Origin of the sequence: Micromonospora phaseoli (assembly GCF_900109115.1) — a bacterium.
GTDB lineage: Bacteria > Actinomycetota > Actinomycetes > Mycobacteriales > Micromonosporaceae > Micromonospora > Micromonospora phaseoli.
In genome coordinates this window covers 447440-463512 of record NZ_FNYV01000001.1, presented here as the reverse complement: position 1 = coordinate 463512, position 16073 = coordinate 447440, and the positions used below count along the sequence as shown (strand labels likewise).

The 16073-nt window shown below is 72.3% G+C and carries 18 protein-coding genes; 15 read left to right on the top strand and 3 right to left on the bottom strand.

The window, feature by feature from the left end:
• The 8 genes from BMY89_RS02155 to BMY89_RS02120 all read left to right on the top strand — a co-directional run bounded on the left by BMY89_RS02155 (nt 1) and on the right by BMY89_RS02120 (nt 8915).
• A complete protein-coding gene (locus BMY89_RS02155; RefSeq protein WP_092374011.1) occupies nt 1-1149 on the top strand; it encodes an exonuclease SbcCD subunit D in 1149 nt (382 codons plus the stop codon).
• Nucleotides 1149-3623 carry an AAA family ATPase gene (locus tag BMY89_RS02150; protein ID WP_092374008.1) on the top strand — a complete coding sequence of 825 codons (2475 nt, stop codon included), beginning with the start codon at nt 1149-1151 and terminating at the stop codon, nt 3621-3623. Before BMY89_RS02155 ends, BMY89_RS02150 begins: the two co-directional genes overlap by 1 nt.
• 7 nt (nt 3624-3630) lie before the next feature.
• The gene (locus BMY89_RS02145; RefSeq protein ID WP_092374005.1) at nt 3631-4599 is read left to right on the top strand and encodes a hypothetical protein; all 969 of its coding nucleotides are present in this window, start codon (nt 3631-3633) and stop codon (nt 4597-4599) included.
• Nucleotides 4599-5456 (top strand): spermidine synthase, encoded by an 858-nt coding sequence (locus tag BMY89_RS02140; RefSeq protein ID WP_092374002.1) that lies wholly within the window; start codon nt 4599-4601, stop codon nt 5454-5456. Before BMY89_RS02145 ends, BMY89_RS02140 begins: the two co-directional genes overlap by 1 nt.
• A gap of 83 nt (nt 5457-5539) precedes the next feature.
• Complete coding sequence (locus tag BMY89_RS02135; protein ID WP_092373999.1) at nt 5540-6232, top strand: sigma-70 family RNA polymerase sigma factor; 693 nt, start codon at nt 5540-5542, stop codon at nt 6230-6232.
• Complete coding sequence (locus BMY89_RS02130) at nt 6229-7011, top strand: anti-sigma factor family protein (RefSeq protein WP_092373996.1); 783 nt, start codon at nt 6229-6231, stop codon at nt 7009-7011. Before BMY89_RS02135 ends, BMY89_RS02130 begins: the two co-directional genes overlap by 4 nt.
• 196 nt (nt 7012-7207) lie before the next feature.
• Nucleotides 7208-7867 carry a COG4315 family predicted lipoprotein gene (locus BMY89_RS02125; protein WP_092373993.1) on the top strand — a complete coding sequence of 220 codons (660 nt, stop codon included), beginning with the start codon at nt 7208-7210 and terminating at the stop codon, nt 7865-7867.
• 130 nt (nt 7868-7997) lie between these two features.
• Nucleotides 7998-8915 (top strand): DNA-3-methyladenine glycosylase family protein, encoded by a 918-nt coding sequence (locus BMY89_RS02120; RefSeq protein WP_092373991.1) that lies wholly within the window; start codon nt 7998-8000, stop codon nt 8913-8915.
• Nucleotides 8916-8932: 17 nt separating this feature from the next.
• Here BMY89_RS02120 and BMY89_RS02115 read toward each other — a convergent pair whose 3' ends face one another.
• On the bottom strand, nt 8933-9145 hold the full coding sequence (locus tag BMY89_RS02115) for a hypothetical protein (protein WP_092373990.1): 213 nt from the start codon (nt 9143-9145) through the stop codon (nt 8933-8935).
• A gap of 136 nt (nt 9146-9281) precedes the next feature.
• Here BMY89_RS02115 and BMY89_RS02110 point away from each other — a divergent pair, with 136 nt between their 5' ends.
• Together BMY89_RS02110 and BMY89_RS02105 are read left to right on the top strand one after the other, a co-directional pair.
• Nucleotides 9282-10382, top strand: coding sequence for an ATP-dependent DNA ligase (locus BMY89_RS02110; protein ID WP_092373988.1), 1101 nt, complete (start codon nt 9282-9284; stop codon nt 10380-10382).
• 33 nt (nt 10383-10415) lie between these two features.
• The gene (locus BMY89_RS02105; protein ID WP_092373986.1) at nt 10416-11981 is read left to right on the top strand and encodes an alpha/beta hydrolase; all 1566 of its coding nucleotides are present in this window, start codon (nt 10416-10418) and stop codon (nt 11979-11981) included.
• Nucleotides 11982-12045: 64 nt separating this feature from the next.
• Here the strand turns inward: BMY89_RS02105 and BMY89_RS02100 are convergent, their stop codons facing one another.
• Nucleotides 12046-12729 (bottom strand): winged helix-turn-helix transcriptional regulator, encoded by a 684-nt coding sequence (locus BMY89_RS02100; protein WP_092373984.1) that lies wholly within the window; start codon nt 12727-12729, stop codon nt 12046-12048.
• Between the two features lie 50 nt (nt 12730-12779).
• On the opposite strand from BMY89_RS02100, the gene BMY89_RS02095 reads away from it, so the two are divergent.
• From BMY89_RS02095 to BMY89_RS02085, 3 genes are all read left to right on the top strand, one after another.
• Nucleotides 12780-13505 (top strand): DUF899 family protein, encoded by a 726-nt coding sequence (locus BMY89_RS02095; protein ID WP_092373982.1) that lies wholly within the window; start codon nt 12780-12782, stop codon nt 13503-13505.
• 95 nt (nt 13506-13600) lie between these two features.
• Entirely contained in the window at nt 13601-14164 is a 564-nt protein-coding gene (locus BMY89_RS02090; RefSeq protein WP_092373980.1) for a hypothetical protein, read from the top strand.
• A gap of 50 nt (nt 14165-14214) precedes the next feature.
• Complete coding sequence (locus tag BMY89_RS02085; RefSeq protein WP_092373978.1) at nt 14215-14667, top strand: GNAT family N-acetyltransferase; 453 nt, start codon at nt 14215-14217, stop codon at nt 14665-14667.
• On the opposite strand, the gene BMY89_RS02080 is transcribed toward BMY89_RS02085, so the two are convergent.
• Nucleotides 14657-14950, bottom strand: coding sequence for a hypothetical protein (locus BMY89_RS02080; RefSeq protein ID WP_092373976.1), 294 nt, complete (start codon nt 14948-14950; stop codon nt 14657-14659). The two genes, BMY89_RS02085 and BMY89_RS02080, sit on opposite strands and share 11 nt — an antisense overlap.
• Nucleotides 14951-15253: 303 nt before the next feature.
• Between BMY89_RS02080 and BMY89_RS02075 the strand changes: the two genes are divergently transcribed.
• A complete protein-coding gene (locus BMY89_RS02075) occupies nt 15254-15844 on the top strand; it encodes a DUF5753 domain-containing protein (RefSeq protein WP_092375394.1) in 591 nt (196 codons plus the stop codon).
• On the top strand, nt 15837-16034 hold the full coding sequence (locus tag BMY89_RS02070; RefSeq protein WP_092373974.1) for a DUF397 domain-containing protein: 198 nt from the start codon (nt 15837-15839) through the stop codon (nt 16032-16034). Before BMY89_RS02075 ends, BMY89_RS02070 begins: the two co-directional genes overlap by 8 nt.
• Nucleotides 16035-16073: the final 39 nt, after the last annotated feature.

Sequence of the window (16073 nt, the reverse complement as noted above, 5' to 3'; positions counted from 1 at the left end):
TTGAAGATCCTGCACACCTCGGACTGGCACGTGGGCAAGGTCCTCAAGGGGCAGTCGCGCACCGAGGAGCACAAGCAGGTGCTGGCCGGGGTCATCGAGATCGCCCAGCGGGAGCGGCCCGACCTGGTCGTCATCGCCGGTGACCTCTACGACACCGCCGCGCCGACCCCGGAGGCGACCCGCCTGGTCACCCGGGCGCTGACCGCGCTGCGGCGTACCGGCGCGGACGTGGTGGCCATCGGCGGCAACCACGACAACGGCCCGGCCCTGGACGCGTTGCGACCGTGGGCGGAGGCCGCCGGGATCACCCTGCGCGGCGGCGTCCGGGAGGACCCGGCCGAACACGTCGTCGACGGCACCACCGCCGGTGGTGAGCGCTGGCGGCTGGCCGCGCTGCCGTTCCTGTCCCAGCGGTACGCCGTCCGCGCGGTGGAGATGTACGAACTGACCGCCGCCGAGTCCACCCAGACGTACGCCGACCACCTGGGCCGCATCCTCACCCGGCTGACCGAGGGCTTCACCGAACCCGACCGGGTGCACCTCGTCACCGCCCACCTGACCGTGGTGGGTGCGGCCACCGGCGGCGGTGAACGGGACGCGCACACCATCATGGGTTACGCGGTGCCGGCCTCGGTCTTCCCCGGCACCGCGCACTACGTCGCGCTCGGCCACCTGCACCGCGCCCAGCGGGTGCAGGGGCCGTGCCCGATCCGCTACAGCGGAGCCCCCCTCGCGGTGGACTTCGGCGAGCAGGAGAACGTCCCGTCGGTGACCCTGGTCGAGGTCACCGCGACCACGGCGGCGCGGGTCCGGGAGGAGCCGGTGACCGCCGCGGCGGCGCTGCACACGGTACGCGGCACCCTGGCCCAGCTCGCCGAGATCACCGCGCCGGAGGGCTGGCTGCGGGTGTACGTACGCGAGCAACCCCGGGCCGGGCTGCGCGAGGAGGTGCAGCAACTGTTTCCCCGCGCACTGGAGATCAGGATCGACCCGGAGCTGGTGCCCACGCCCGGCAGCGGCACCCGGGTCGCCCAACGCTCGGGCCGTTCGCCCCGGCAGCTGTTCGCCGACTACCTGGACAGCCGGGGTCACGCCGACGAGGGCGTCCAGGAGCTCTTCGACGAGCTGTTCGAGGAGGTCGATCACTGATGCGGCCGATGCGGCTGGACATGGCCGGTTTCACCGTCTTCCGCGAAGAGACGACCGTCGACTTCACCGACGCCGACTTCTTCGCCCTGGTCGGGCCCACCGGTTCGGGCAAGTCGACGGTGCTCGACGCGATCTGCTTCGCCCTCTACGGCACGGTGCCCCGCTGGGGTGGCGCACGCGGGCTGGGTAATGCGCTCGCCCCGTCGGCGACCGAGGCGCGGGTCCGGCTGGTCTTCGAGTCCGGCGGCGCCCGCTACGTCGCCACCCGGGTGGTGCGCCGGGACAGCCGGGGCAACGCCAAGACCGCCGGGGCCGGGTTGCAGCTGATGCCGGACGGCTTCGACGCCACCAAGCTCGACACCGGGCTCAGCCCAGAGGATCTCGGCGAGGTCCTCGCCGGTACCCCGGCCGAGATGGAGGCCGCGGTGCTGGAGGCGGTCGGCCTGCCGTACGAGCAGTTCACCAGCTGTGTGGTGCTGCCGCAGGGGCAGTTCGCCGACTTCCTGCACGCCCGGCCGGCGACCCGGCAGCAGATCCTGGTCAACCTGCTGGGCCTCGGCGTCTACGAGCGGGTGCAGCAGCAGGCCACCGCCCGGGCCGGGCAGGCCGACGCGAAGCTGGAGGCCGTCGACCAGCTGCTCGCCGGGCTCGCCGACGTCGACGACGCCACCCTGGAGCGGGCCACCGGCCAGCTCGAACGGGTGGTGACGCTGGCCGAGGCGGTGGCCGTCGCCGTACCGGAGCTGGAGGCGGCGCGCACCACGGCGCGGGAGGCGAGCACGGCGCTGGCCGCGCTCGACGCCGAACTGGCCGTGCTCGGTGAGGTGCGCGCCCCGGCGGGGGCGGCCGAGGTGGCCCGGGCCGTCACCGACGCGCGGGCTGGGGCCGACGCGGCGGCCAGCGCGGTGTCGCTGGCCGAGGAGCGGGAGGAGAAGCTGCGCGGCGAGCTCGCCGCGAGCGGCGACGAGAGCGCGCTGCGAATGCTGCTGCGGGCGTACGGTGACCGGGAGAAGCTGGTCGGCCAGGCCGACGCGGTGCGGGCCGCGATGGAGGCGGCCGACGCCGAGCACGATGTCGCGGTGCGGGCGCTGACCGAGGCGCGGGCGGAGGCGGAGCGGGCCGAGCAGGAGCTGGCCGCCGCGTTCCAGGCCCACGAGGAGGCGAAGGCCACCGACCAGGCGGCGACGCTGCGGGCGCACCTGTCGGCCGGGGACTCCTGCCCGGTCTGCGAGCAGACCGTCACGCGGGTGCCGCCGATGCCGGCCGGTTCGGCGGTGGCGCGGGCGGTGGCGGCCGGCAAGGCCGCCCGGACGGCGAGCGAGGTCGCCAAGCGGGTGGTGACCGAACGTGACACCGCCGCCCGCGAACTGGACCGGGTACTGCTGCGTGCCCGCGCCGAGCACGACGGGATCGCCGGCCGGCTGGCCGAGCTGGACGAGCGGCTCGCCGGCGCGGCCACCGCCGAGGCGCTGCGGGCCACGCTGGCCGAGCAGGCCCGGCTGCGGCAGCAGCTGGACGAGGCGACCGCGGCGGTACGCGCCGGCCGGGACGCCGCACGGCGGGCCCGGGGCGCGGTGGACGCGGCGCAGGAGCGACTGCGGGCGGCGTGGCGACGCTTCGACAGCACCCGCGACGCGGTGGCCCGGTTCGGGCCGCCGGCCGCTGACCGGGACGACGTGGCCGCGGCCTGGACCACATTGGCGGACTGGGCCACGGGGCAGGCGGATCGCCGCCGGTCGGAGCGGGCCGGGCTGGCCACTGCGGTGGCCGAGGCGCAGACGGCGGCCGGCGCGGTGACGGCCCGCATCGCCGGCATCTTCGCCGAGGCCGACCTGCCCGCCCCCGACGACCCGGTCCGCGCCGCCACGGTGGCCGTGGAGCGGGCCGAGGCCGACCGGCGGCGGCTGGTCGAGCGCCGCGAGCAGGCCGCCGAGCTGCGCGAGCAGCGGGTCGAACACGAACGCCGGGCGCAGGTGGCCCGGGCGCTCGCCGGGCACCTGCGGGCCAACAACTTCGAGCGGTGGCTGCTGGCCGAGGCGCTGGATCTGCTGGTCGACGGCGCCTCGGGGATCCTGCGGGAGCTCTCCGGCGGCCAGTACGACCTGGTCCACGACAAGGGCGAGTTCTTCGTCGTCGACCACCACGACGCCGGCCTGCGGCGCGGGGTGCGGACACTCTCCGGCGGCGAGACCTTCCAGGCGTCGCTGGCGCTGGCGCTGGCGCTCTCCGAGCAGTTGGCCGGCATGTCCACCACCTCGGCCAGCCTGGAGTCGATCGTGTTGGACGAGGGCTTCGGCACCCTCGACGCGGCCACCCTCGACACGGTCGCCGCCACCCTGGAAAATCTGGCCGCCCGGGGTGACCGGATGGTCGGCGTGGTCACCCACGTGCCGGCGTTGGCCGAACGCATCCCGGTGCGCTTCGAGGTACGCAAGGACGCCCGCTCGGCCCGCATCGAACGGACGGGCCGGTGAGCAGCGCGTGAGCCGGTTCTTCGTCGACGCGTGGGATCCGGCCTACGGGGCGTCGTTCGAGGCGTCGCCGGGCGGTCCGGCGGCGCCGAGCAGCGCGCAGGTGGAGGCGGAGCACGAGCTGCCGGTGGTGGACTGGCGAGCGATCGGCCCGCGTCCCGGTGTCCGGGCACCCGACGTGGTGCTGCTGGTCGACGGGGTACGCCGGATCGACGCCAGCGTCTGGACGGCCGAGGAGGACGGCGGCTCGTTCCCCGGTCTGGCCGCCTCGTACGCCGCCGGGGTGGTGCGCTGTGACCTGGAGCGCGGTGCCGCGCAGCTGGCCGGCGCCACCGTCCGGCGCGGGCTGTTCACCGCCAGCCCGGCGGCGACGGACGTGGTGGCCGGCAATGTCCGCTACCCGGTGCACCGGGTCAGCGGCAGTGGGGAGTTGGCCAAGCTGCCGGCCGCGGTGCAGGGGCCGTTGACCGCCCTGGAGGTGGAGGTGTCGGCCGCCGCCCGTACCGACGGTGACCTGCTGGTGGTGGATGGGCCGCTGCGCAACCGGCGGCAGCTGCCCCGCACGCTGGGCTACATCAAGACCCAGCACAGCCAGTACCTCGACGCCCGGCTCACCGCCGTGGTCACCGGTCTTCCGTCGGGCCACCGCTCACCGGTGTTCCGGCTGGGCACCGCCTGGGGTGGCTGGTCGTGGTATCTGCGGCTGCCGGTGGCCCCCGGTGCGCCCTGGGCGGGCATCGTGCGGCTGGAGTGCTCGGCCGACCTGGAGATCTCCGACGCGGTGCGGCTCGCCGACCTGTCGCTGGTCACCCTGCCCCGGTTCGCCTCCACCCCGTACAAGGACCCCCGGGCCCCGCAGAACCTGGTTCCGATCGCCGGGCTGGAGCGCCAGTTGCGTTCCCGGCTGGGTGACGCCCGGCTGCTGCACCGCGCGCTGACCGCCGCCGCGCGCAGCGCCGCCGCGCAGGCCGGCCGCTGATGGGCCGGCGGCGGGCCGCCGACCGGATCGTCGAGCCGGTCGACACGGGCCTCGCCGAGCTGGTGCCCGACCCGGACCGGGCCGGTTCGTGGACGCTGCTGCTGGACGGCGCGCCACAGTCGCATGTGGACCTGACCGACCCCACCCACCTGGAGTTCGAGTACGTCCGTCGGCTGGCCGCCGCGATCGATCTGGTCGCGCCCGCCGGCGCGCCACTGCGGGTGCTCCATCTCGGCGGCGGCGCGTTGACCCTGCCCCGCTACGTGGCCGCCACCCGTCCGGGCTCCACCCAGCGGGTGTGCGAGCTGGACGGGGCGCTGGTCGAGCTGGTGCGGCGGGCGCTGCCGTGGCGGGCCGATGCCCGACTGAAGGTACGGGTGGGCGACGCCCGAGCGGTGCTGGCCGCCTCGCGGGACGCCAGCTACGACGTGGTGGTCGCCGACGTCTTCGCCGGCGCCCGCACACCGGCCCGGCTGACCTCGGTGGAGTACGCCGCCGAGGCGAGCCGGGTGCTGCATCCGGCGGGCTGGTACCTGGCCAACATCGCCGACGGCCCGCCGCTGCGCTACGCCCGCGGACAGGTCGCCACCGTACGGTCGGTGCTGCCGCGGGCCTGCCTGGTCTCCGACGCCGCCGTGCTGCGCGGGCGGCGCTACGGCAATCTGGTGCTGCTCGCCGGCCGTCAGGAACCGCCGGTGGCGGCGTTGACCCGCCGCGCCGCCGGTGACTGGTTTCCGGGTCGGGTGCTCGCCGGCGCGGAGCTCGACCGGTTCACCGGGGGTGCCGCCGTGGTGCACGACGGCGAGGCCATCGACTCGACGCCACCTCCGCCGGGGATTTTTTCCGTCCGGCGTTGATCTGTTCGCTGGGTCCGTCCGTATCAATCAGCAGCCATGCCCGTGGGGGGACGGCTTCTGTCCATGGACACCCGGAGGTCTGCATGCACGCACTGGCGGTCGGTTGGCAGAGCGACCGGGTGCGGGTGGACTGGATGTCCGCCCGGTCCCAGTCACGGCCGACCACGTCCCCGCATGGGGTCGACTCCCGCGCGGCGTCTCGCCAGAATAGCCCGGTGACGCCGCGACCCACCCCTGGCCGCCACCAGGCTTCGACCACCGAGGCTGCCCACTCCGACCAGTTGGTTCGCACGCTCTACGCCGAACACGCCGGTCCGCTGCTGATGTTCGTCATGCGGCTGACCGGCGGCGACCGGCAGCGGGCCGAGGACATCGTCCAGGAGACGCTGCTGCGTGCCTGGAAGAACGCCCACCGGCTGGGTGCACAGGGACAGGGGTCGCTACGGCCGTGGCTGGTGACGGTGGCCCGGCGGATCGCCATCGACGAGCACCGCAGCGAACAGGCCCGCCCGGCCGAGACGTACGACCGGGACCTGACCGCGTTCGCCGAAGCGGACAGCACCGACCGGGTGCTGCGCTCGATGACGGTGGCGGACGCGCTACGAACGTTGACTCAGTCCCACCGGGAGATCCTGGTGGCGACCTACTTCCGGGGCCGGACGGTGCCGGAGGCAGCCGAGGAGCTCGGCCTGCCACTGGGCACCGCGAAGTCGCGGGTCTACTACGCGCTGCGCGCGCTGCGCACAGCTCTGCAGGAAAGGGGGGTGACGGAATGAGCCGGGTTGACCACATGGACGTCGCCGCGTACGCGCTCGGCGTGCTGGACGACCAGGACATGGAGCGGTTCGAGGAACACCTCGCGACCTGCTGGGCCTGTGCCGCCGAGTTGGAGACGATGGTGCCGGTGGTCGGGCTGCTCTCCGACATCGACGAGGAATCGATCACGGCGCTGGAGCAGACCCACACGAATCCGGTCCTGTTGGATCGGACGCTCGTGGCGCTGCGCGGGCACCGGCGGCGGGCACGGTTCCGGCAGGTCCTCGCGACCGCGGCGGCCGTGGTCGTCTTCGGCGGGCTGACCGGCGTCGGCTTCGCCAGCCTGAGCGACAGCAGCAACCCGCCGGGCATCCAGGCCGGACCGGACGCCACCGCGCCGATCGACCCACCGGACACCCGCCCCGGCAACCCGGGCGACCCGGGGTTCGGCGGCAACGAGCAGGAGGGTGACCAGGTCAACGTCACCGACTCGACCACCGGGGTGCAGGCGACGTTCTTCCTCATCTCGAAGGACTTCGGCACCAAGATGGACTTCACCCTCGGCCGGCTGCCGGGGCCGCGCACCTGCCGGCTGGTGGTGGTGCGCAAGAACGCCGAGACGGAGGTCCTCTCCACCTGGTCGGTGCCGGAGGGCGGGTACGGCACCAACGCCAACCCACAGTCGCTGACTCTGTCCGCGGCCACCTCGACGAAGCTGGACGACATCAAGCACTTCGAGGTTCAGGAGGTGGACGCCAAGGGTGCCACCAACACCCTGATGACCGTCCCCACCGCCTGACCCGCCGCACGCAAAGGCCCGCCTCGGACGAGGCGGGCCTTTCGCCGTCCCTGGCCGGGGCGGCGGATACGGACTCCTACGAACAGAGGCCCCAGACGGTTCAACGTAATCCAGTGAAATTCGCCACCGTTTCGGATTCAACCTTGACAGCACTACTCCCGTACTCATCGGTGACTATCAAGCATGAGGAGGGCACGTGGCACAGATGAAGCGGACCGTCATCGCGGTGAGCGCCGTGGTCGCACTTACGGCCTGCGCTCCCGCGGGCTACGGACCTGACTCCGGTGCGGCCGAGCCGGTCGCCGTCGCCGCGGCCGAGCCCACCGTGACCGCAGACCCGGAGGCCAGCGCGGAGCCGGGTGCCTCGGCATCACCGGGCGCGGAGGCCGAGAACGACGTTCCCCTGCCCGACGGAGCCGAGCTGACCGACAGTCTGACCGGCAAGAAGTTCCCGCGGATGGGCAGTGCGGTCGTCAACCAGGACGGGTTCATCCTGTACCGCTTCGACCGCGACACCAACGACCCGCCGTCGTCCAACTGCGAGGACGAGTGCGCGGAGGTGTGGCCGCCGGCGCTGACCGACGGCAACCCGGATCTCAAGGGCGTCTCCGACGACGCGGTGGGCACCATCACCCGTGAGGACGGCACCCGCCAGATCACCCTCGACGGCTGGCCGCTCTACACCTACATCGGTGACAAGAAGCCCGGCGCGTGGAAGGGCCAGGGCGTCGGCGGCACCTGGTTCGTGGTCAACCCCGACGGCAGCAAGAACCTGGAGTGCCTGCCCAAGGGCACCCCGAAGGCCGTCGCGCCGCCGTCGAAGTCCGAGTCGAGCGACTCCGACTACGACTACTGATCCAATCGGTACACCGATGGCCGGTCGCCGCCCGAGAGGGCGGCGACCGGCCATCGCCTTTACAGCGACAGCCCCGGCCAGGCGGTGAGCGCATCGGTGCGCCGGCCGCGGCGCATGGCAGAGTGAGGCCGTGACCAGGACCGAAGCGAACGCGAGCCGGGCCCTGCGACCGGCGTCCGGCTACCGCCTGGCCGCGTCGGTGCGCCCGCTCACGTTCAGCCCGTACGACCCCTGCGCGCGGATCGTCGCGGGCGTCTTCTGGTGGGCGACCCGCACCCCCGACGGGCCGGCCACCCTCGCCCTGCGGCCGGCGGCCGGCGACCTGGTCGCCGAGGGTTACGGCCCGGGCGCCGGGTGGGTGGTGGAGCGGGCCGACTCGGTGGCCGGGCTACGCGACGACCTGACCGGGTTCGCGGACCTCGCGGCGACGCACCCCGTGGTGGCCCGGCTGGCGGCGGTGCACCAGGGGTTGCGGATGCCGGCCACCGGGCTGGTCTTCCCCCAGGTGCTGCGGGCGGTCCTGGAGCAGAAGGTGACCGGCAAGGAGGCCTACCGGGGGTACGCGGCGACCGTCCGCCACTTCGCCGAGCCGGCCCCGGGGCCGATGCGGCTGCTGCTGCCGCCCGACCCGGCGGCGGTGGCCGCCGCCGGCTACTGGGTGTTCCACCCGTTCGGGATCGAGCAACGCCGGGCCGAGACGCTGCGCCGGGCCGCCCGGATGGCCGACCGGCTCCAGCGGTGCGCCGACGCCACCGAGGCCACCCGGCTGCTGCGCTCGATCCCCGGCGTGGGGCCGTGGACCGCCGCCGAGGTGGTACGCGTCGCGTACGGCGACCCGGACGCGGTCAGTGTCGGCGACTACCACGTACCGAACACGGTCGCCTGGGCCCTGGCCGGCGAGCCACGCGGCGACGACGCCCGGATGCTGGCGTTGCTGGAGCCGTTCCGGGGGCACCGGGGCCGGGTCTGCCGGCTGCTGGAGGCCGCCGGCGTGCAGGCACCGAAGTTCGGCCCCCGCGCCCCCATCCGCTCCTTCGCCCACTTCTGATCACCCGCCGCCGGGATTCAGGCGGCTTCACGCAGGTCGGCCAGGCTCACCGGGGTACGCCGCAGCAGCAGCTCCGCCAGCTCGGTCACCGAGCCGACCTCGCCGAGCACGTCCTTGCCACCACCGAAACGACCGGGATAGCGGTGCACCAGCCGGTAGACGTACCGGCCGGCGATCCGCTCGACGCTGACCCGCCACCGTCCGCAGCACCCGCACACCAACTCCGACACCCCGCGAAAGTAGCTCTGAGCTGCGGCTTTCTGATTCGCCCGGGCGGGACGTGCCGGACGTGGGGCGGACACGCCACCCACCGCGCGGCGGTGATCTGCCTCACCGCTGTCGGTGGCGTCTGGTTGACTGGTCGCCGTGGACCTGCCGATCAACCCGCCGGTGGAGCCGATGCTCGCCCGCAGCGTCGCGTCGATCCCCACCGGGTCGGGCATGACCTACGAGCCCAAGTGGGACGGCTTCCGCTGCATCGTCTTCCGCGACGGTGACGAGGTGGAGCTGGCCAGCCGGGGCGGCAAGATGATGACCCGCTACTTCCCCGAGGTGGTGGAGCAGGCCCGCCGGCAGCTGCCGCCGCGCTGTGTGGTCGACGGCGAGCTGATCGTGATCCGCCGCGACGGCCCGGACGGGCAGCCCCGGCTCGACTTCGAGCTGCTGGCCCAGCGCATCCACCCGGCGGCCTCCCGGGTGAAGCTGCTCGCCGAGACCACCGCCGCCGACTTCGTCGCCTTCGACCTGCTCGCCCTCGACGGCGAGAGCCTGCTCGACGCGCCCTACCCGACCCGCCGCGCCCGGCTGGAGGAGGCGTTGGCGCAGGTACGCCCGCCGGTGCACGTCACCCAGGTCACCACCGACGCCGACACCGCACGCCGCTGGTTCGACGTCTTCGAGGGCGCCGGGCTGGACGGGCTGATCGCCAAGCCGGCCGACCTGCCGTACGAGCCGGGCAAACGGCTCATGTTCAAGGTCAAGCACGCCCGCACCGCCGACGTGGTGGTGGCCGGTTTCCGCTGGCACAAGTCCGGCCCGGTGGTCGGCTCGCTGCTGCTGGGGCTGCACGACGACGCCGGGGTGCTGCATCACGTCGGGGTGAGCGCCTCGTTCACCATGGCCCGCCGGGCCGAGCTGCTGGAGGAGCTGGCCCCCTACCGCGACGCCGGGGCGGAGCACCCGTGGGTGCACGGCGACCACGAGCGGGGCCAACGCATTCCCGGCGGGGTGAGCCGGTGGACCGGCACGAAGAACCTGGAGTGGGAGCCGCTGCGCCCGCAGCTGGTTCTCGAGGTGGCGTACGACGCGATGGAGGGTGACCGGTTCCGGCACACCGCGCGGTTCGTCCGCTGGCGACCCGACCGTGACCCGCTCTCCTGCCGATACGATCAACTCGACCGGCCGATCCGGTTCGACGTGGACCAGGTCCTGCGGGGCGACCCGGCGGTCCCGGCCGGGCCCGCGTAGCTTGGCCGTCGACCTGATCACGGAGGCTCGTTCGTGACCCGTACTTCCGACCGGATCCGCCGTTTCCGGCTCACCGTGGCCGGCCTGGCCGCCGCCGCGGTGGTCGCGGCCGGCTGCACGCTGCCGGCGTTCGCGCCGCGCACCGACGCCGAGGTCGAGGCCGCGGCGCCGGGCACGGATCCGACCTGGCGGCCCTGCCCGGACGTACCCGAAGAGGTGGTCGGGCGGAGCGCGCCGGAGATCCGGTACGAGTGCGCCCGCATCCAGGTCCCCCGGGACTGGTCCGGCGGCGCTGGCGCGGGTGAGACCTTCGAGATCGCGCTGCTGCGGGCCCGCTCCACCAAGCAGCGCGACCGGATCGGCTCACTGTTGGTCAACCCGGGCGGGCCGGGCGGCTCGGGGGTCGACACGGCGGTCTACCTCTCCTTCGGCGAGCAGTTCGGCGGCCTGCCCGACAGCATCATGGAGCGCTTCGACATCGTCGGCTTCGACCCACGCGGGGTGGCCCGGTCCAGCCCCGTCGAGTGCATCCCCGATGCCGACCTCGACGCCGCCTTCGGCTACGACCCCGACCCGGAGAGCCAGGAGTCGTTCGACGATTTCGTGGCGCTCAACCAGCGGATCGGCCAGGGCTGCGGCGACAGGTACGGCGACCAGCTACCGCTGTACGGCACCGAGCAGGCCGCCCGCGACATGGATGCGATCCGCGCGGCCGTCGGTGACGAGAAGCTGACCTACCTCGGCTACTCCTACGGCACCCTGCTCGGCGCCACCTACGCCCAACTGTTCCCGCAGCGGGTACGCGCGCTGGTGCTCGACGGCGCGGTCGACCCCCGCCAGGGGCTGATCGCCGGCTCGGAGAGCCAGGCCAGAGGCTTCGAGCGGGCCTTCGACAACTTCACCCGCTGGTGCGCGGCCAACGCCGCGCGCTGCCCGATCGCGCCGGACGCGCGGGCGGCGGTGATCTCGGCCATCGACAAGGCCAACGCCTCCCCCGTCCGCTCCGCCGACGGCCGCGAGGCCACCGCCGGCTGGGTCTTCTACGCGATCGTCTCCTCGTTGTACTCCGAACCCGGCTGGCAGCAGCTCGCCCAGGCCATCGACCGGCTGAACGAGGGCAACCCCGACAGCGTGTTCCGCCTCGCCGACAACTACACCGGCCGCGACGAGAACGGCCGCTACACCAACCTGTTCGACGCCAACCTCGCCGTCAACTGCGCCGACGAGGACGAGCGCCCCGACCTGGCGCGGATCCGCCAGCTCCAGTCCCAGTGGCGCGGGCAGTACCCGCTGTTCGGCGCGCCGCTCGCCGCCGGCCTGGTCTCCTGCACGCAATGGCCGGGCGGCAGCGACCCCTACCCCACCGGCCGCGCCGACGGCGCCCCGCCGATCCTGGTCGTCGGCACCACCGGCGACCCCGCCACCCCGTACGAGCAGACCCCGGCGCTGGCCGAGATGCTCGGCGTCGGCCAGGTGCTCACCTGGGAGGGCGAGGGCCACACCGCCTACCCGCAGACCGCCTGCATCACCGAAGCCGTCGACGCCTACCTCATCGACCTGACCGTCCCCGCCGACGGCAAGCGCTGCCCGGCCCGCTGACCAGTCGGTGCCGGCTCGCCAGGCTGCTGACGGTCGCGTCGGGCGGCGTACGTCCAGCCTTCCGCTATCGGTCCGAGCCTGCGGGGTAGAGGCGGATGATCCGGGCGACGGTGTCGCGGTCACCCTCGACGCGTACGGTTCCGGCGCCTTCGGCTTCCGCGAGCAGCAGGCCGTCGAAGAGCACCTCGCTCCAGACCGTCGACTCGGCGGTCACGGTCGCCACCGGGTTGTCGGCGGCACCGGGCTGGACGTGCAGTAGCCGCTCGACGGCGGCCAGGTGGTACTCGCGTACCGGTGGGTTGGTCTGGCGGGCGTCGTAGAGGCGCAGGGTGGTCGGCGGCAGGTTGTCGGGGACGGGCGGCGCCATGGTGCGCATAGCGAGGATGGTGGCGTCGGGAGTCATGCCACCGGTGGTGCGAGGATCGCGGCCAGCCGAGTACCACCGGCCCAGTGAGGCGAGCACCGACTCCAGCCCACGACCCCACTCGGTGACGACGTACGCGCGGGTGCGCGCCAGGTCGGGCAGGGTCACCTGCTCGACGATGCCGGCCTGCCGCAGGGATCTGAGCCGGTCGCTGAGGACTGCCGGAGTGATGCCACAAACGGCCTCCTGTAGGTCGGCGAAGCGTTTGGGGCCGAGAAGCAGTTCGCGGACGACGATGAGCGTCCACCGGTCACCCACCAGGTCGAGGGCGTTGGCGGCCCGGCAGGCGTCGCCGTGGTGCGCGTAGGTCAACTTGGCAGGCAACCGGTCTCCACTTTCTTCACACGAGCGAAAGCTATGTTTAAAATACCGTCATGCGGAGTACCGACACACCCCCAGCGCCTCCCGTGGTCGACCGGGACACGTGGCTTCGTGAGCGGAACGACCTACTCGTACGGGAGAAGGCACACACCCGTGAGGGTGACGCCATCGCCGCCGCCCGCCGCCGCCTGCCGATGACCGAGATCGACCCGGTCAAGCTGGTCGGCGAGCACGGCCCGATCTCGTTGCTCGACATCTTCGACGGGCGCGACCAACTCGTGGTCTACAAACACATGTGGCACCTCGGCAAGCCGTTCGAGGAGCAGTGCGAAGGCTGCACCCTGAGTATCTGGAACTTCCACGAGGCTAGCTACCTGGCGGCACGGGGCATCAGGTTCGCAGTCTTCAGCGAGGGGCCGTACGAGGAGATCGCACCATTCCGCGAGTTCATGGGCTACCTCCATCCGTGGTACTCGACCCACGGCATCGACGACCCCGCCGTCGCCGGAGGCGGCGTCATCGCATGCTACCTGCGCCGAGACGACCGGGTGTTCCTCACCTACGAGACGACCGGCCGCGGTGTCGAAGCGATCATGGGCTCACTCAAGCTGCTCGACATGACCGCCTACGGACGGCAGGAGGTCTGGGAGGACTCCCCCGACGGCTGGCCGCAGGACCCGACGTACAGCTGGTGGCGCAGAGACGGCCGCCCGGTAGCCCAGTGGTCCCGCCCCGGCGCGACGCCAGTCCGGCCACCGGACCAACAACACTGCCACTGACGCCTGCCGGAAGGTACCCATGACCAGCTGAAGTTCCAGTCCGACGCCGGCAGGTCGCGTTGCGTGGTCGGCGCCGGCCGGATGTACTGGCCACCATGCTGCGGATCGCGGTCCTCGCCACGGCCCTGCTGGTGACGCTGGCCGGCTGCGCCAACGACCAGCATTCGCCGTCAGCCCCTGGGTTGGCATCGACCGGACCGTCGGGCGCCGAGGCCCCAATAACCGCGCCCCCCGCACCGGGATCCGACTCGGCCCGTTCGTCGCCCGTTCCGACCAGCGGAGAAGCCCAGATCCTGGCGGGCGTCGGTTTCCGGACGCTGGTCGCCAGCGCCCCGCATGACTTCCTGGCAATGATGCGCGGCAGGCTGGCGGTGGGCAGGGGTGGATGTTTGGCCCTGCAAGCCGAGGAAGGGCCGGACTACCTTGTGGTCTGGCCGCCGGGAGTCACGTTGCTTCCGGACGGCCGGGCCGGCGTACACCTTCCCGAGGCCGGATCGGTCACGGTGGGCGAACAGATCAGCGGTGCCGGCGGATTCTCGGAAATTCCGCTGACCGGAGGTGCGCCGCCCGGACTCTTTCCGCCGGTCCCACCCGAGTGCGCGGACGGCAGCACGGTGGTTGCGGTGATCACAAGCGTCGGCCGATCCCGCGTCGGCTGACGGGTGGCTCTGCCGCACATCGGTTCGCGCCGCTGTGGGACGCTCACGGGATGAGTGAGGTGATCTTCCGCGAGGCGGTCCAGGCAGACCTGCCGGCCGTGCTCGACCTGCTCGCCGACGACGTGCTGGGGCGTACCCGCGACGTCGGGGAGGTCGACGCCACGTACGAGAAGGCGTTCGCCGACGTCACCGCCGACCCGCGCAACCACCTCGTCGTCGCCGAGTTCTGCGGCGAACTGGTGGGCTGCATGCAGCTCACCTACATTCCCGGGCTCGGTCGGCACGGCAGCGAGCGGCTGCTGGTCGAGTCGGTCCGGGTCCGCTCCGACCAGCGTGGTCGGGGCCTGGGCGGGCAGATGATGAGCTGGGCGATCGACCAGGCCCGGCAGCGTGGCTGCGGCCTGGTGCAGCTCACCACCGACAAGAGCCGGCACGACGCGCACCGGTTCTATCTCGGCCTGGGCTTCGTCGCCAGTCACGAGGGCATGAAGCTCAGCCTCTGACGCCGTCGCCTGCCGGTGGCTCCGCCAGCCGGGGCCGCCCCACCTCGCAGCCGAGGACGGTTGCCCAGAAACTCGTCAGCGTCGACAGACTCGACCCGTGGATCATGCTCCGGGTGGAGTTGCGGATCATCCAGAAGTCGCCGCCGGGCAGCACGATCGCCCAACCGGCCGGGCCACCGCCGTCCTCTCTCACGAGCACCAGCAGTTCCGGCCTGCTGTCGACGTCGATTTCGGACAGATCCTCGACCTCCACGGACCACAGTCCCTGCTCCCCGAATCCCATTCCGCCCCACCTCATCAGGTCGCCGGTCGCCGTTCCTGCGGGAAGCGTGCGGGAGTGTCGGCAATAGATGCAAGGCTCCGCGTGAGACAGTCATCCAGCGACCCGCCAATGAGCCGACGAGACATCTATTTCCTCGGAGCGGAGCCGGTGATGCGTCAGGATGAGACAACCCGGGGGGGCGTGACCGAGACAGGCTCGACAGTGCCGCGACGTGAACTCGGCCGGCTGCTCCGACAAACGCGGGAAAAGGCCGGCATCGGGCTGGAGGCCGCCGCTTCGGATCTCGAATGGTCGCGGGCCAAGATGTACGACGAGGTGATCCCCCGATGGTTCCAGCTGTACGTGGGGCTCGAATCCGCCGCCAACCGCATCCGCTCCTACGAGCAGAGCCTGATTCCCGGTCTACTACAGACTCCTGAGTACACGGCAGAGGTCGCGCGGTGCCGACCGGGCATCACCGATGACGAGGTGGCGAAGCTCGTCGAGTTGCGGCTGGAACGTCAACGTATTCTCACGAGACGGCGACCGACCGCGCCCATGCTGGACGAGGGTCTGCTTCACAGAAGCCTGCCTGGCATGTCTCGGCAGATTGCCAAGCTGATAGAGGCCGGTGAGGCACCGAACGTCTCCGTCAGAATCGCTCCGCTCAATGGCAAGCTCAATCGTGCCGCCGTCGCCGGCAGTTTCGTCATCCTGGACTTTCCCGTCAAGGGTGCCCGGTCAGCCGAGCCGACCACGGTCTACAACGAAAGCCTCTCCGGCGCGCTCTACCTTGATCGTCTGGACGAGGTCCGGGCATACGCCGAGGTGTGGAACCAGCTCAGCGCAGCGGCGCTGAGCAGCGAGGAATCACGCACGCTCCTGCGTCGAATCATGGAGAGGCATCATGACTGATCTGAGCGGTATGACCTGGCGCAAAGCCAGCCGCAGCAGCGACCAGGGGAACTGTGTCGAGGTGGCGGACGGTCTTGCGGGCGTGGTGGGAGTGCGGGACAGCAAGGACGTCGCCGGCCCGGCCCTGCTCTTCGACGCGTACCAGTGGCGGTCTTTTGTCCAGACCCTCAAGAGCAAGCGGCCCGCGTAGCCCGATGCGCACGCCGCCCCTGGCCCGCAGCACTTGATC

What these genes read in the sequence shown, in the direction of transcription:
- BMY89_RS02150 (WP_092374008.1), top strand. Translation starts at nt 1,149, where the DNA reads ATGCGGCCGATGCGGCTGGACATGGCCGGTTTCACCGTCTTCCGCGAA.
- BMY89_RS02075 (WP_092375394.1), top strand. Translation starts at nt 15,254, where the DNA reads ATGTACGACGAGGTGATCCCCCGATGGTTCCAGCTGTACGTGGGGCTC.
- BMY89_RS02095 (WP_092373982.1), top strand. Translation starts at nt 12,780, where the DNA reads ATGCGGAGTACCGACACACCCCCAGCGCCTCCCGTGGTCGACCGGGAC.
- BMY89_RS02140 (WP_092374002.1), top strand. Translation starts at nt 4,599, where the DNA reads ATGGGCCGGCGGCGGGCCGCCGACCGGATCGTCGAGCCGGTCGACACG.
- BMY89_RS02090 (WP_092373980.1), top strand. Translation starts at nt 13,601, where the DNA reads ATGCTGCGGATCGCGGTCCTCGCCACGGCCCTGCTGGTGACGCTGGCC.
- BMY89_RS02070 (WP_092373974.1), top strand. Translation starts at nt 15,837, where the DNA reads ATGACTGATCTGAGCGGTATGACCTGGCGCAAAGCCAGCCGCAGCAGC.
- BMY89_RS02085 (WP_092373978.1), top strand. Translation starts at nt 14,215, where the DNA reads ATGAGTGAGGTGATCTTCCGCGAGGCGGTCCAGGCAGACCTGCCGGCC.
- BMY89_RS02135 (WP_092373999.1), top strand. Translation starts at nt 5,540, where the DNA reads ATGCACGCACTGGCGGTCGGTTGGCAGAGCGACCGGGTGCGGGTGGAC.
- BMY89_RS02080 (WP_092373976.1), bottom strand. Translation starts at nt 14,950, where the DNA reads ATGGGATTCGGGGAGCAGGGACTGTGGTCCGTGGAGGTCGAGGATCTG.
- BMY89_RS02130 (WP_092373996.1), top strand. Translation starts at nt 6,229, where the DNA reads ATGAGCCGGGTTGACCACATGGACGTCGCCGCGTACGCGCTCGGCGTG.